The 13,571-nt window shown below is 62.2% G+C and carries 13 protein-coding genes; 5 read left to right on the forward strand and 8 right to left on the reverse strand.

Going from position 1 to position 13,571, the window contains the following annotated elements:
• The first annotated feature begins 188 nt into the window (after window positions 1-188).
• Both AC1DWI_RS02790 and AC1DWI_RS02795 read left to right on the forward strand, forming a co-directional pair.
• A complete protein-coding gene (locus AC1DWI_RS02790) occupies window positions 189-689 on the forward strand; it encodes an Lrp/AsnC family transcriptional regulator (protein WP_477724345.1) in 501 nt (166 codons plus the stop codon).
• Window positions 690-847: 158 nt separating this feature from the next.
• Window positions 848-1,507, forward strand: a complete 660-nt coding sequence (locus AC1DWI_RS02795; protein ID WP_477668067.1) for a DUF1345 domain-containing protein — start codon at window positions 848-850, stop codon at window positions 1,505-1,507.
• A 32-nt stretch (window positions 1,508-1,539) separates the two neighbouring features.
• Here AC1DWI_RS02795 and AC1DWI_RS02800 read toward each other — a convergent pair whose 3' ends face one another.
• The 5 genes from AC1DWI_RS02800 to AC1DWI_RS02820 form a co-directional block, all read right to left on the reverse strand.
• Window positions 1,540-2,226, reverse strand: a complete 687-nt coding sequence (locus AC1DWI_RS02800) for a hypothetical protein (protein WP_477668066.1) — start codon at window positions 2,224-2,226, stop codon at window positions 1,540-1,542.
• A 607-nt stretch (window positions 2,227-2,833) separates the two neighbouring features.
• Window positions 2,834-2,998, reverse strand: a complete 165-nt coding sequence (locus tag AC1DWI_RS02805) for a hypothetical protein (protein WP_477668065.1) — start codon at window positions 2,996-2,998, stop codon at window positions 2,834-2,836.
• Window positions 2,995-3,945: a DMT family transporter gene (locus tag AC1DWI_RS02810; protein WP_477724342.1), complete on the reverse strand. Its 951-nt coding sequence runs from the start codon at window positions 3,943-3,945 to the stop codon at window positions 2,995-2,997. Before AC1DWI_RS02810 ends, AC1DWI_RS02805 begins: the two co-directional genes overlap by 4 nt.
• The gene (locus tag AC1DWI_RS02815; RefSeq protein WP_477724343.1) at window positions 3,942-4,463 is read right to left on the reverse strand and encodes a methylated-DNA--[protein]-cysteine S-methyltransferase; all 522 of its coding nucleotides are present in this window, start codon (window positions 4,461-4,463) and stop codon (window positions 3,942-3,944) included. The genes AC1DWI_RS02810 and AC1DWI_RS02815 overlap by 4 nt, the downstream gene beginning before the upstream one ends.
• A gap of 215 nt (window positions 4,464-4,678) precedes the next feature.
• Window positions 4,679-6,187, reverse strand: coding sequence for a DNA-3-methyladenine glycosylase 2 family protein (locus AC1DWI_RS02820; RefSeq protein ID WP_477668062.1), 1,509 nt, complete (start codon window positions 6,185-6,187; stop codon window positions 4,679-4,681).
• A gap of 243 nt (window positions 6,188-6,430) precedes the next feature.
• Between AC1DWI_RS02820 and AC1DWI_RS02825 the strand changes: the two genes are divergently transcribed.
• The 3 genes from AC1DWI_RS02825 (at window position 6,431) to AC1DWI_RS02835 (ending at window position 10,572) form a co-directional block, all read left to right on the forward strand.
• Entirely contained in the window at window positions 6,431-7,816 is a 1,386-nt protein-coding gene (locus AC1DWI_RS02825) for a phosphomannomutase/phosphoglucomutase (RefSeq protein WP_477668061.1), read from the forward strand.
• 324 nt (window positions 7,817-8,140) lie between these two features.
• Entirely contained in the window at window positions 8,141-9,199 is a 1,059-nt protein-coding gene (gene waaC / locus AC1DWI_RS02830; protein WP_477668060.1) for a lipopolysaccharide heptosyltransferase I, read from the forward strand.
• Window positions 9,196-10,572: a 3-deoxy-D-manno-octulosonic acid transferase gene (locus tag AC1DWI_RS02835; RefSeq protein ID WP_477668059.1), complete on the forward strand. Its 1,377-nt coding sequence runs from the start codon at window positions 9,196-9,198 to the stop codon at window positions 10,570-10,572. Before waaC ends, AC1DWI_RS02835 begins: the two co-directional genes overlap by 4 nt.
• A gap of 240 nt (window positions 10,573-10,812) precedes the next feature.
• Here AC1DWI_RS02835 and AC1DWI_RS02840 read toward each other — a convergent pair whose 3' ends face one another.
• The 3 genes from AC1DWI_RS02840 to AC1DWI_RS02850 all read right to left on the reverse strand — a co-directional run.
• Entirely contained in the window at window positions 10,813-11,829 is a 1,017-nt protein-coding gene (locus tag AC1DWI_RS02840) for a cupin-like domain-containing protein (RefSeq protein WP_477699688.1), read from the reverse strand.
• Between the two features lie 56 nt (window positions 11,830-11,885).
• On the reverse strand, window positions 11,886-13,247 hold the full coding sequence (locus tag AC1DWI_RS02845; RefSeq protein ID WP_477668057.1) for a TolC family outer membrane protein: 1,362 nt from the start codon (window positions 13,245-13,247) through the stop codon (window positions 11,886-11,888).
• Between the two features lie 56 nt (window positions 13,248-13,303).
• A partial coding sequence (locus AC1DWI_RS02850) for a rhodanese-like domain-containing protein (RefSeq protein WP_477724344.1) occupies window positions 13,304-13,571 on the reverse strand: 268 nt, incomplete at its 5' end.

Genomic DNA, 13,571 nt, shown 5'->3' on the forward strand with positions numbered 1-13,571 from the left:
TTTCGGGATATCCAGAATTCCCAAGCGGCAAAGTTGGAGGGCATGTCGGAAATCCGCTTGAGGAGTCAAGGAAAGTCTATCGCCGAGGCCACGCAACAGGGTTGCAACATGATTGACTTTTGAGATCAATTATTTGAATAATTGAATTCAGAAATTTGGAGAAGTGTGTGATTAAAGAAAAAAGAGAAATAAAAGTGCGTTTACAGAATGAAACAACTACCCCGCGACCTGACCTGGACCGGGTTGATCGAGTGATCCTGCGCTTGCTCCAGCGCGATGCATCGATCTCCAATGTGGCACTGGCAGCCAAGGTGCACCTGAGCCCCGCAGCCTGCTTGCGCCGGGTGGAGCGCCTGAAGTCGATGGGCCTGGTACAGCGCATCGTCGCGTTGCTCAATCCTGCTTCGCTGAACCTTGGCATGCTGGTCGTGATCGGCGTGGTGTTGGACCGGTCCACACCGCAGTCCTTCGCCGACTTCGAAAAAGCGGTGCAGAAGGTGCCGGGCTGCCTGGAATGCGTGGTGGTGACGGGCGAGTTCGACTATTTCGTCACCGTCCGCACGCAGGACAACGAATCGTTTAACCGCCTGCATGCCGCGGAGCTGCTCTACCTCCCGGGGGTGCGGCAGATCCGCACCTTCGTCGTGCTGAAGCAGGTGCTCTCAACGACGGAATTGCCTGTTATGTAGTGTTCAGGGTGTTGACAATCCCGATGAAGGTTGAAGCGCACCCGACCATGGACAACGCGCATTGCCACGAGTGGTACCGGCACGCACCGTCGGTTCTTCAAGCCTGCCTTGAGGCTGCGGGCTTGAAGCTGGGGCGCCACCGGCCCCACAATGCACCCATGCGCAAACATTTCTCCGAAACCACGGGACCGCAGCGTCTCACCCTGGGTCTGGTGGCCGGGCTGGTGGTGGCGGCCTTACCGTTGCCCCTGGGCTGGCAGTTTTGCGGCCTGCTGGGCTGGTGTGCCGGAGTCGGCGTTTACCTGTGGCTGGCCTGGTGGCTGTGCGTGCGTTTCGACGCCAAACGCACGCGCGAGCGCGCGCAGGCACAAGATGAGCCCAGCGTGGTCCTGTTTTTGCTGATGCTGCTGGCTACCATGGCCTGCGTCGCGGCCATCACGGTCATGATGCAGCAGTCCAAAAATCTGTCAGGGATGGAGCGCACGCTGCGCATCGTGTTGTCAGTCGCGGCACTGGCCGCCTCCTGGCTGTTCATGCAGACCATTTATGCGTTTCGCTACGCGCACCGCTATTACCACGAGGAAAAACTCGGAGAGCCCGATGGGCCTGGCCTGTGTTTTCCCGGAGGGCTGGATCCGGACTATTTCGATTTTTTGTACTACGCCCACGTGGTCGGCATGACCTCGCAGGTCTCCGACGTGCAGGTCACCTCGCGCGAGATGCGCCGTCTCACGCTGGTGCACAGCGTGCTGTCGTTCGGCTTCAATATGCTGATCCTGGCGCTTAGCATCAATGTGGTGGCGGGCGCGTTGCAGTAGGGCCAGCCAGACGTCGCGAAGTCCCTAATGGATCATATGGGGCTGGCCTTTGCGGCATCTTTGCCCGGTTTTGCAAGTTCATACAGGCGCTGCTCCGCCAGCAGATTTCTGACATTTGCCTCAAATGCCTTTTTAAGGAACTCAGGCACGCTGCCGGAAGTAATTTCCGGAGCGTTGAAAGACCCATCTGTCGTGGTTTCAAAAACAACTTTTCCGGAGGCTGTGCTAAAGACTTGCCAGCGAACCTGCAGGTAAGTGGAACCCTTTAGCTTGCCGGTAATGCCGATATCTGCATTTGGGCTGCCGGAGAAAGGAAAGCAGAGATTGGACTCGTATTTTTCAATGGCTCCAGCGACAAGCAACTCCGCATTCGCAACGGTCTTGTCAACAAACAGGGCTTTTGGGTCGCCCGCAACCTTGTAGTTGGACTGAGTGAACTCTTTGCGAAAGGCATCCTTGAATTCGTCATCTGTCAGGTTGATTCTTCCGCCGCGCCAGTCGACCGAGTTGCCCGTGAAGCAGCTCCAGCCGTACTGGATATTCAGAACCCGGCTGCCAAGTGGAACTTGCGTGACCACCTGTGTAAGGAGGAAGCTTTTCGCATTGGCATCATTGGGTCCTGCTATCACTGCCTTCTGTTGAGCCGTTGTTGTCGGTGGAATTGCACATGCCATCAGTGATGCCGTGGATATCGCAATGAGCAGGTATTGATAGTTCATATTTTGTATAGGCCTGGAGTTCGAGTCAGGTACGGATTGGGTAAGGTTTAGGCCGCACTTTGCCACCGCGCGCCTAGCCATGCCCCGAAAAAAAAAGAAACCGGCAGCCCCAACGACCATAAGGCAATGCGCCAGGCGGCCGAGGTTGCCGGAAACTGCCCGAAGAATACATAGGCGTGTTGACACGTATGACGGAAGGATCTGCGGATTGGACTGAGGCATCCACAAGATCCGGTTCCAGCATTACAGCGCCGAGCCAGGTGATCGTGAGCAAAAAAGCGCCTATCAGGAGGCCGCGCCAGGTAGCGCGCTTTGGTTGCTGCGACTCTTCAGGGTGGGAACTTGACATGAGGTGGGTGGCAGATTGTGCGGCCTGACGTTTAGCATGGGCGTGTCGTTGACGGACAACGAAGCTGTCGGCTGGGCGTTCGCTCGAAACAGGGATTGGGCATCAGTTTCGCTGGATTCACGTTGTTGAAGTCGATCAAGTGGTGCGGCGCCAGGTCGACTGGCCATGAACGTCGAACTGCTGCATGCGAGTCGATCTGGTTGTTTGAATCGGATGGTTGGAGCCACGATTCTCACCCAACCCGGGAGACGCGCATATTTACAGCTGAAACAGCTGCTTTTTGAGCGCCATCTTTTCCTTCTTGCGCAGGCTCGCTTCGGATTTGCGGTGCGAGCCGGCCTTGCGCTGCGACGCCGGCGCCACCAGAGGGTTGCGAGGCTTGGGCGCGGTCAGCTTGAGCTTGGTCTTGCGGGCCGAAGTCATCCTTGCGTCGGGCCTTTGCGGCCCAGCTTGAGCAGGCCGGTCGACAGCGCCGTGCCGCACACAATCACCACGGCGCAGATCACCATCCAGGCCGTCACAYGCTCACCGAGGAAGATCACGCCATAGATCACGGCAAACACCGGCACCAGGAAGGTGACCGACAGCGCGCGCGGCGGGCCGGCGTTTTCGATCAGGCGGAAAAACAAAATATAGGCCAGCCCAGTGCAGACCACACCTACGGCCAGCAGCGCCAGCCAGGCATGCGCGCCCGGCATCTGCGCCGGCCACAGCCAGGCGGCCGGCAGGGCCAGGCCCAGTGTGGCGCCAATCTGGCTGCCCGCCGCAGTGACCAGCGGCGGCATGCCTGACAGATAACGTTTGGTGTAACTGGCGGATATGCCGTAGCAGAGGCAGGCAAACAGGCAGGCCAGCACGGCCCAGCCCGGTGCTACACCCGAGGCATCGGGCTTGAAGGTGGCTTTGTCCCAGGCCAGCATGGCGACGCCGGCAAAACCCACGAAGAGGCCCAGGATGCGCGAGGCATTGGGTTTGTCCTTGAGCCACAGCCAGGCGATCAGTGCGCCGAACATGGGGACGGTGGCGTTGAGGATGGCCGACAGGCCCGTGGTGATGGACAGCAGTGCAAACGAAAAACATGCAAACGGAATGCCTGAATTGAGCACGCCGATGAAAAAAATCCGTTTCCAGTTTTTCTTCAGGTGAGGCAACAGGCCGCGCAGCCACACGATGGGCAACAAAAACAACGCCGCAATGCCCACGCGCACTGCGGCGGTGGGCAGGGGACCGAACTCCACCGTGCTGATGCGCATGAAGAGGAAGGACGAGCCCCAGATGGCGGCCAGCATCACAAAATCGGCAGCCCAGTTTTTGGGCTTGGTGAGGGCCGCACCCACCGGCGCAGCGATACCGGAGGGACTGGAACTCACAGCRTGTTCTCCTGAAGTGCGCCTTCGAGTTTAAGCAAGGCGGTTTTGYGGTGCAGGCCGCCTGCGTAGCCTGTGAGTGAGCCATCGGAGCCCAGCACCCGGTGGCAGGGCACGATCACGCTGACCGGGTTGCGCCCGACTGCTGCGCCCACGGCGCGCACGGCTTGCGGCTTGCCGATACGCTGGCTCACCTGGCCGTAGCTGAGGGTGCCGCCCTGCGGAATGGCCAGCAGCGCCTGCCATACCGACTGCTGGAAGGCCGTTCCGTGACCCAGGTCCAGCGGCAGGTCGAATTCGGTGCGTGTGCCGGCATAGTATTCCGTGAGTTGCTTGATGGTCTGCCTGAGCACCGGGTGGTCCGGGTCTTCGCGCCACACATAAGGTTTCACGAGTTGCGGCGGCAGGTGACGCTGGCCGGCAAACCAGGTGCCGGCCAGGCCTTTGTCAGTCGCGGCAATGATCATTTCCCCCAGGGGGCTGTGGAAGGTCGTCTGGACGACGGAGTTGTCGAATTTCATCTTGTTCACCTTTGAATGGTTTCGAGTTTCTGCCTTATCAGGTCTTTTTCGGGCCTGAATAGGCGGCTTAAGCTGACTTGTCTCTTTTRCGGGCAAAGACTGGCTCGATCATTCACCGGCGATGTTCGCGCCAAGGCGCTGGACCGTCCAATGAAATCGAAGCGCTGCATTCATTCCCCGAACGCATGAATCGGCATGTTGTCGCTATTGCGCCGTCAGCCGGGGCGCTCGAGCGTGCCGCTCCAGGCGCGTATCACCGCGTAGCTGCGCCAGGGTTTCCATGCATCCGAGGCCAGCTCAGCCTCCCGTGCCGGGTTCTTTTTTTCCTGCACACCCAGCGCCTTGTGTAGCGCCACATCGCCTGAAGGAAACGCATCGGGCCAGCGCAATGTCCGCATGGCTATGTATTGCGCCGTCCAGTCACCGATGCCGGGCAACCCTTTAAGCGTAGCCACCGTCGTGTTGATGTCGGCGCCACTGTGCAATTGAAGGCGTTTTTCTGCCACTGCCTGCGCGATTCCCACGATGGCGGCCTGGCGCTGCCTGACGATGCCCAGTTGCCCGAGCGCATCGCCACTGGCTGCGGCCAGTACGGCCGGGGCGGGAAAGAGGCGCGTCAGCTGTGGCCACGGTGTTTCCACGGGTTCGCCAAAACGGTCCACCATGCGCTGCGCCAGCGTGCGCGCGGCGGCCACGGTGATCTGCTGGCCCAGCACGGCGCGCACCGCCAGCTCGTAGCCATCCAGCGCGCCTGGCACTCGCAGGCCGTCGCCTTCGGGAAAACTGTCGTGCAGTACGCTGTTGATGGTGGCCGGATCAGCGTCCAGGTCAAAGGTGGTGCGCACGCGGCGTATCACCAGCGGCAACACTTCGCGCAGCGAATCGCTGACGCGCAGCACCAACTGCGAACGGCTTTCATCAAAGCTTGCGAGCAGCCAGCCGGCATGCAGCTTGCCGCCCGACTCGATGCTGAAAGTCCGGCCCAGAGCGGGCTGCGCAGCGTCCGCGTCAATGAATTCAATGGCACTGATGCAGCGCTTGCTGAAGAAGGCCAGCATCGCCTGCACGTCATAGGGCGGGCGGTAGCCCAGCCGCACGATGACGCCTTCGCCCACCTCGCCGACCCGGGCCGGGCCCTGGCGCCGAAGCTGCGTGGGGTTGAGTTTGTAGTGCTCCACAAAGGCAGCATTAAAGCGCCGCACGCTGGCAAAACCGCTGATCAGCGCAATCTGCGTGATGGGCAGATTGGTGTCGGCCAGCAATTGTTTGGCCGTGTGCAGCCTGTGCGTCTGCAGGTATTGCATGGGCGAGACGCCGAACTGTGCCTCGAAAATCCGTCGCACGTGGCGATCGCTCACGCCCAGCCTGGCGGCCAGCTTTTCTACAGAAGGTGCTTCCTCGGTCCACACCTCGGGCTCATCCAGCAGGCGCGCCGCCTGGTGCGCCAGGATGTAGGACGCATCCTGTATTGACCACACCACTGAATGCGGCGCCAGCTCGGGCCGGCAGCGCAGGCAGGGACGAAAGCCCGCGCTCTCGGCCTGGGCAGCGTGGTGAAAGAAGCGGCAGTTTTCGCGCTTGGGGGTTTTCACGCTGCAGACCGGGCGGCAATAGATGCCGGTGGAGGTCACACCGGTGAAAAAGCTGCCGTCAAACCGGGCGTCCCGCGCCTTCAGGGCAAGGTAGCAGTCGTTGTCGGCAAGAGGGGTGGTTTCGCGGTTCATGAGGGAAATGATACGCCGCAGCAGGCTGTTGACTAGCCGTTTTCGGACATGTCCCTTTGGTCGAAAAAGCCTTCAAAATTCCTGTCCAGGCTAGCTGTTTTTTGCCTCGTTGGAGACCGGTTAGATACCACTTTGGCGAAGCTTTCCATAGTCTGAACGGGCCCCCTGGAAACGGTGGCGGCCTACAGTTCGCGAAAGGACCGCCCCCTACAATCAAACCCATCAAATTGAAGGATCTCGCCGATGCAAATCAACCCGTCCATCTTCAAGGCCTACGACATCCGCGGTGTCGTGCCCTCCACCATCCATGAGGAAATGGCCGAGGCGCTGGGCAAGGCTTTTGGCATGGCGGCGCTGGCCGAAGGTGAGAAATCCGTGGCGGTAGGCCGTGACGGGCGCCTCAGCGGGCCATCGCTCAGTGCAGCGCTGATGCGCGGCCTGGCCGCGGTGGGGATGGAAGTGATCGACGTCGGCATGGTGACCACCCCCATGCTGTACTTTGCGGCCAGCACCCTCACGGCTTCCGGTATCCAGGTCACAGGCAGTCACAACCCCAAGGACTACAACGGCTTCAAGATGGTGCTGGCAGGCCGCGCCATTTATGGCGAAGAAATCCAGGCGCTGCGCCGCGCGATGGAAGGCGAGACATGGGTGTTGCCGTCCCAGGCCGGCGCCATTCGCCAGGTCGATGTTGAAACGGCCTACCGCGACCGCATCGTGTCCGGCATCAAGCTCGAGCGTCCGCTCAAAATCGTTATCGACTCTGGCAACGGCATAGCCGGCGCTTCGGCGCCTGCGATCTTTCGCGCGCTCGGCTGCGAGGTGACCGAACTCTTCAGTGAAGTGGACGGCAATTTCCCCAACCACCACCCCGACCCCAGCAAGCCCGAAAATCTGCAGGATTTGATCAAGGCCCTGCAAAGCGGCAAGGCCGAACTGGGCCTGGCCTTTGACGGCGACGGCGACCGCCTCGGCATCGTCACCAAAGACGGCCAGAACATTTACCCCGACCGGCAGATGATGCTGTTTGCCCGCGACGTGCTCTCACGCGTGCCGGGCGGCACCATCTTGTTCGACGTGAAATGCTCGCAGCGCCTGGCGCCCGAGATCGAGGCCGCTGGTGGTGTGCCGTTGATGTACAAGACCGGCCACTCACTCATCAAGGCGAAGATGAAAGAAGTCGATTCGCCGCTGGGCGGCGAAATGAGCGGCCATATCTTCTTCAAGGAGCGCTGGTACGGCTTTGACGACGGCACTTACGCCGGCGCGCGCTTGCTGGAAATCCTGAGCCGCGTGCCCGACGCCGGCATCGTGCTCAATGCCCTGCCTACCAGCTTCAGCACGCCCGAACTGAACGTGGCCTGCAAGGAAGGCGAGCCGCACACGGTGGTGGAGGCCTTGATCAAATCCGCGAAATTCGCGGCGCCTGCCAGGATCTCGACGATTGATGGCGTGCGCGTTGACTGGCCCGACGGCTTTGGATTGATCCGTGCATCCAACACCACGCCGGTGCTGGTGCTGCGCTTTGAGGGCCACACCCAAAAGGCACTGGAGCGCATCGAGACCGACATGCTGACCTTGTTGCGGAGCGTCAAGCCCGGCGCCAGCTTCGCTGCCGCCTCACATTAAGCTCACCCCCTTCCAGACTCACTGCGTGTAGTCTGTTCCCCCCTCGAGGGGGCGGCGCCTGGGGCCGGCAAAGCCGGACCCTCGGCCCCCACTGGTGAAATACCTCCGTTAGTTACGCCCATTGAACTCTTCAAGCCAGCGGGTGCAGCGGAACCGGCTTTGCCGGGCCGCAGGCACCGTCCCCTGCAAGGGGAAAAGGGCTACACGCAGTGAGCCCGATAGGGGTGTGCCAGTTTTTCGGCTTTGCCGGGCCACAGGCGGGCGGCCCCCTCGGGGGGCAGGGAGTTACGCGAAGCGAACGACCGTGGGGGCCTAAAATACCTCATGAAAATTCTCCTGGTCAAGCTGTCCTCCCTGGGCGACGTGGTGCACACCCTGCCGGTAGTGCAGGACATCCACGCCGCGCTCCCGGACGCGCAGATTGACTGGGTAGTGGAAAAGGCCTTTGCCCCCTTGCTGGCGCGCCACAAAGGTCTGCACCGCGTGATTCCCTGTGAGATCCGGCGCTGGCGCAAATCATTCTGGACGCTGGCAACGCGAAACGAATGGCGTGCCTTCCAGCGCGAACTTCAACGTGAGGCCTATGACGCCGTCATCGACCTGCAGGGCTTGACCAAGTCGGCGCTGGTGGCGCGGCTTGCCGCGCTGGCGCCGGGCGGCAAACGCTACGCGCTGGCCAACCAGACCGAGGGCTCGGGCTATGAAGCGCCTACCCGCTGGGTGGCCGACATGGCCATCACCCTCCCACCGCATATTCACGCGGTGCAGCGCTCGCGCGAGCTGGCGGCGCGCGCGCTGGGCTACACCCTGAAAGGCGCGCCGGATTTTGGATTAAAAATACCTGCAGCCCTTGAGGGACGGGCGCAAGCAGCTACTGAAAAGATAGCACCTGCAGCGTCGAAAGGCCGGGTGGTACTGGTCCACGGCACCTCGCGCGCCGACAAGGAGTGGCCGCTGGACCACTGGATCACCTTGGGGCGGCGCCTCCATGCGGCCGGCTACCCGGTGGCACTGGCGCACGGCAACGCACACGAGCTGGCCACCAGCCAGGCCATTGCGCAGGCGCTGACCAAAACCGCCGCGGACAGCGCCCTGGTGCTGCCTCTGCTGCCGCTCGACGCGCTCACTGAAGCGCTGGCGCAGTGCGCCGGTGTCATTGGTGTCGACAGCGGTGTCAGCCATATTGCCGTGGCGCTGGATTTGCCGCATGTGCAGATCTACAACTTCGACACGGCGTGGCGCACCGGCCCCGGCACCCTTGGCCACGGGGGGCGGCAGGTCAGCGTGTTTGCGCGCCCGGCACCCACGGTGGAAACCGTCTGGCAGGCCTGGCTGGCTTGCTGGGCGGTGAGCAGCCCCACCCGTGCCGGCGGGGCGAAATGAGTGCGCTGGCCCTGAAACTTTATTCGCTTCTGATGTGGCTGGGTCAGCCGCTGCTGCGCCGCAAATTGGCGCGCCGCGGCAGGCAGGAGCCCGGCTACCTTCAGGCGGTGCAGGAACGCTTTGGCCACTACACCCAGCCGGTGGAAACCGCCTCTGAGCTGGTTTGGCTGCATGCCGTTTCGCTCGGCGAAACGCGCACGGCGGCCATGCTGCTCAAGGCGCTGCGCGCGCAACACCCCGGCTTGCGTATTTTGCTGACGCATGGCACGGCCACCGGACGTGCCGAGGGCGTGGCCCTGCTGCAGCCCGGCGACGTGCAGGTATGGCAGCCCTGGGACAGCCCGGGCGCAGTGGCGCGGTTTTTTGGCCACTTCAAGCCACGCCTGGGCCTGCTGATGGAAACCGAGATCTGGCCCAACATGGTGGCCGCAGCCCAGGCGCGTGCCATGCCGCTGGTGCTGGTGAACGGCAGGTTGTCTGAAAAATCCCTGCAGCAGGCGCTGAAAATGTCGCCGCTGTCGTTTCCGGCTTACGCGGCGTTGTCTGCGGTGTATGCCCAGACCGATGACGACGCCCGGCGCTTTCGCCAGGCGGGTGCTGCGGTGAGCGGCGTGTTCGGCAACCTCAAATTTGACGCTTCGCCCGACGACGCCCAGCTGGAAAAAGGCAAGGTCTGGCGCCGGACGCTCGGGCTTCCGGTGCTTATGTTTGCCAGCTCACGTGAAGGCGAAGAGCAGGAATTTTTAAAGCAATTAAGTGCCACAGCCCAATCTGAGCGGGCGCAACAAGCTATCAATTTTGTAGCAAATGAATTGCAGGCAGAAGCACACAAGGAGGGGCCGGGAAGCCAGTTCAGGGTGTTGCTGGTGCCGCGCCACCCGCAACGCGTCAATGAGGTGGAGGCTCTGGTGCAGCAGCACGGCCTGCGCGTCTCGCGCCGCTCGCACTGGCCCGATACGGCGGGCGGTCCGGCCGTGAACGACGATGCGCTGCATGCGGATGTGTGGCTGGGCGACTCGCTGGGTGAAATGGCGCTGTATTACGCGATGAGCGATGTCGCCTTGCTGGGCGGCAGCTTCGCGCCGCTGGGCGGGCAAAACCTGATCGAGGCGGCTGCCTGTGGCTGCCCGGTCGTGATGGGCCCCCATACCTTCAACTTCACCGAAGCCGCCGAGCTGGCCATCGAGGCCGGTGCAGCCCGGCGTGTGGTCGACATGGAGCAGGGCGTGCGTGCCGCCCGAAAGCTGATGGACAAACCCGAAGCACGCGCAGCCTCCGTGGCGGCCGGGTTGGCCTTCGCCGACCGCAATCGGGGCGCCACGGTGAAGACGGTGAGTGCGCTCGAGAGCTTTTTGGCAGCCCCAGCGAAGTAAGGCCACACCATGACCGAACCATCCAAAACCAAACTACGGGTACCGATCTGGTTCTGGATGCTGCTCTTCATGGCCGCGTGCCTCTTCGGTTTCGGCACCTACGTCATCCTGACACTCATCTAGTATCTAGCGAGCACGGATTTCCCCTTTCAGGCCGGGGCCGCGGGACTGGCTTTGCCAGACCGCAGGCGCAGCGGCCCCTCGGGGGGGGGGTAGCCACACGAAGTGGGAGCTTGGGGGCTACTTCAGTACCTGATGACAAGTGCAGTTGCCCCAGGCATAAAGGCGCAGGTGATGCGCCCAGTCGCGCAGCGTGGCCCAGGCGCCGCCGGTCGCCACTTCATAAGGCGTCAGGCCAAACATGCCCAGGCTGATGGAGGGCTCCACTGACACCACTGAATGCCAGGTTCGCTTGGGGATGAACAGGGCATCGCCGGCTTCAACGCGGGCGTGGTAGCCATGGGCTTTTTCGAAGGAGGCGAGTTCGCGGACTTGCTCGGGCAGGCGCGAGACGTTGATGTCACTCAGCGTGGCACCCCAGTCGTATTTGGCGGCCGGGCACATGTGCTGGCGCTGGTCGGGTGAGAAAAGGATGAACTCCTTGACGCCCTGGAGTTGCACAAACCAGTTGTGCGGGAAATCGTTGTGCAGGCCGGTCACGGTATTGGCCGGGCCCATGAACACGTATTCCCAGGTCATGCGGCCGGGCCACAGGCTCTTGATGAGCAGGTCGCGCCGCAGCTCGGGGTATTTTTCGAGGATGTCCCACTGCGCCAGGTACAAGGTCGTCGGCTTGAACGACTGCATGTGGGCCCAGTTCAGGTGAAAGCGCTCGCCGGGTTTGTAGCTGTCCCGCACCGGCTTGGGCAGCAGACCTGCCATGGGGTCCGGCGTGCGTTGCGCCGCCTTGCCGAGTTCCCGCAGGTAGGGCGCAACCGGAAGGAAGGGGCGGCCCTTGGTCACGCCCTGTTCGACCAGGCCATCGGTAAACTTGACCGGCACCTCGGCGCCCTTGCCGGCACAGACGTCGGCGAGGAATTCAAACGACCATTTTTTCCAGGCCGGCCAGTGATGGATGCCGCCCTTGACCAGCACGGGTTTGTCAAACGGTTGCTGGCGTCCCGCGCGCTTGAGTTCTTCCCAGGTGGTTTCCTCGATCAGCTCGAAGCTGGGGCCTTTGGGGATGTGTACCGGCGCATCGGTCACGCGTTCAGCCTCTATCGGCAAGGGCAGGGGATTGTGTGCGGGCATCAACATGGAAATTCTGGCCCCGGGCCGGGCCTTTGTTGGAGTGTTGTGAAGCGTACCGCGATTTACCTGGCCAGCAGTGCGTTGATTTTTTGCAGGTCTTCCGGTGTCAGCGTGCCATTGGCCTGGCGCAGTTTCAGGTCGCCCAACAGCACGTCGTAGCGCGCCTTGGCCAGGTCGCGTTTGGTCTGGAACAGCTGGCTCTGCGAGTTGAGGACATCGATGTTGATGCGGACGCCGACCTGGTAACCCAGCTTGTTGGCATCCAGTGCGCTCTGGCTTGACAGCTCGGCGGCTTCCAGCGCCTTGACCTGGCCCTGGCCCGACAGCACGCCGAAATAGGCCGTGCGCGTGGCCTGGGCCACGGTGCGGCGCGCACCTTCAAGGTCGCTTTGCGCCTTGTCTTTCAGCGAGAGGGTTTCGCGCACGCGGTTTTGCGTCGCAAAACCGGCGAACAGCGGCACGTTCAGCACCACACCGATGGTGGTTGTGTTGGTGCGAAAGGCAAACGGCGGGATGGTGGTGGCCGTGCCCGACGGGTTGCGCGTCACGTTGTAGCTGGCCGTCGCGTCCAGCGTCGGCTTGTGGCCGGCTTCGGCTTTTTTGACTTCCAGGTCGGCGATCTCCAGCCCGCTTTGCGCCAGACGGATATTCGGGTGCACTGCTTCTGATTGCTGCACCCAGATGTTCACATCGGCAGGTACCACGGCCGGCAAATTGACGGGCGCCAGCAGGGGTTTGGGTTGCGTTTCGGTTTTCCCGACCAGCGTGTCCAGCGCGATTTTTTTGACGCGCAAATCGTTTTCGGCGGCGATTTCCTGGGCGATGACCAGGTCGTAGCGCGCCTGCGCTTCGCGGGTGTCGGTGATGGTGGATGTACCCACTTCAAAGTTGCGCTTGGCCGACGCCAGCTGCTCGGCCACTGCGGCTTTTTGCGCCCGGACAAACGTCAGCGTGTCCTGTGCGGCCAGCACGTCAAAGTACGCCTGGCTGGTGCGCACGATCAGGTCCTGGTTGGCGGTTTCGAGTTGCGCCTGGGACTGCTCGACCTGCCTGGAGGCCTGCTGGTAGGTGGCCCAGTTGGCCGGTCGGTACAGCGGCTGCGAAAGGTTGAGCGTGGCGTTTTGTGTGTTGAAGCTGCGGTCTATCACCGGTGCGGTGTTTTCAAAGCCGGTGCGCGACACACCCGCCGAAATGCCTGCCGTCGGCAAGATGCCGGCCTTGGCCTGGTCGGCCCTGGCGAGGTTGGCGTCGTACTGCAGCTTGGCCGACTGGTAGGCAGCGTCGAAGGCGCGGGCCGACTCATACAGTTCCACCAGGCTCTGGGCCTGCGCGGCCGGCGCCGCCATCATCAGCGCTGCGGTGACGGCAATCGACAGGGGCAACATCGACAGGCGTAGCGCCGGCGGTTTCTTGGGCGTGGTCATAAAGGTCCTGAGGAATGGGTGGATGGAGTGAGTACGGTGCGCAGCGGCGGCAAAGGTCAGTACACAGGGACCGACGGGTCCACCTGCTGCGACCACGCGTCAATGCCGCCCTGCAGGTTGACGACCTCGGTGAAGCCGCTTTGTGTCAGATAGTTGGCCACCTGCAGGCTGCGCATGCCGTGGTGGCAGAGGCAGGCGATCGGCTGGCCGGTGCCGGCTCCGATTTCCTGCAGCTCAGCCAGGCGCGTGGGTATTTCCCGCATCGGGATGTGCACCAGCCTGAAGCCGTCCTCCTTGACCGAGGCCGTCTGCAGTTCCCAGGGC

Source organism: Polaromonas sp. P3_C2, from assembly GCF_056402675.1.

Coding starts and splice junctions, on each gene's coding strand:
- AC1DWI_RS02805 (WP_477668065.1), bottom strand. CDS start 2,998: ATGACTTCGGCCCGCAAGACCAAGCTCAAGCTGACCGCGCCCAAGCCT.
- AC1DWI_RS02845 (WP_477668057.1), bottom strand. CDS start 13,247: ATGACCACGCCCAAGAAACCGCCGGCGCTACGCCTGTCGATGTTGCCC.
- AC1DWI_RS02800 (WP_477668066.1), bottom strand. CDS start 2,226: ATGAACTATCAATACCTGCTCATTGCGATATCCACGGCATCACTGATG.
- AC1DWI_RS02820 (WP_477668062.1), bottom strand. CDS start 6,187: ATGAACCGCGAAACCACCCCTCTTGCCGACAACGACTGCTACCTTGCC.
- AC1DWI_RS02825 (WP_477668061.1), top strand. CDS start 6,431: ATGCAAATCAACCCGTCCATCTTCAAGGCCTACGACATCCGCGGTGTC.
- AC1DWI_RS02835 (WP_477668059.1), top strand. CDS start 9,196: ATGAGTGCGCTGGCCCTGAAACTTTATTCGCTTCTGATGTGGCTGGGT.
- waaC (WP_477668060.1), top strand. CDS start 8,141: ATGAAAATTCTCCTGGTCAAGCTGTCCTCCCTGGGCGACGTGGTGCAC.
- AC1DWI_RS02795 (WP_477668067.1), top strand. CDS start 848: ATGCGCAAACATTTCTCCGAAACCACGGGACCGCAGCGTCTCACCCTG.
- AC1DWI_RS02840 (WP_477699688.1), bottom strand. CDS start 11,829: ATGTTGATGCCCGCACACAATCCCCTGCCCTTGCCGATAGAGGCTGAA.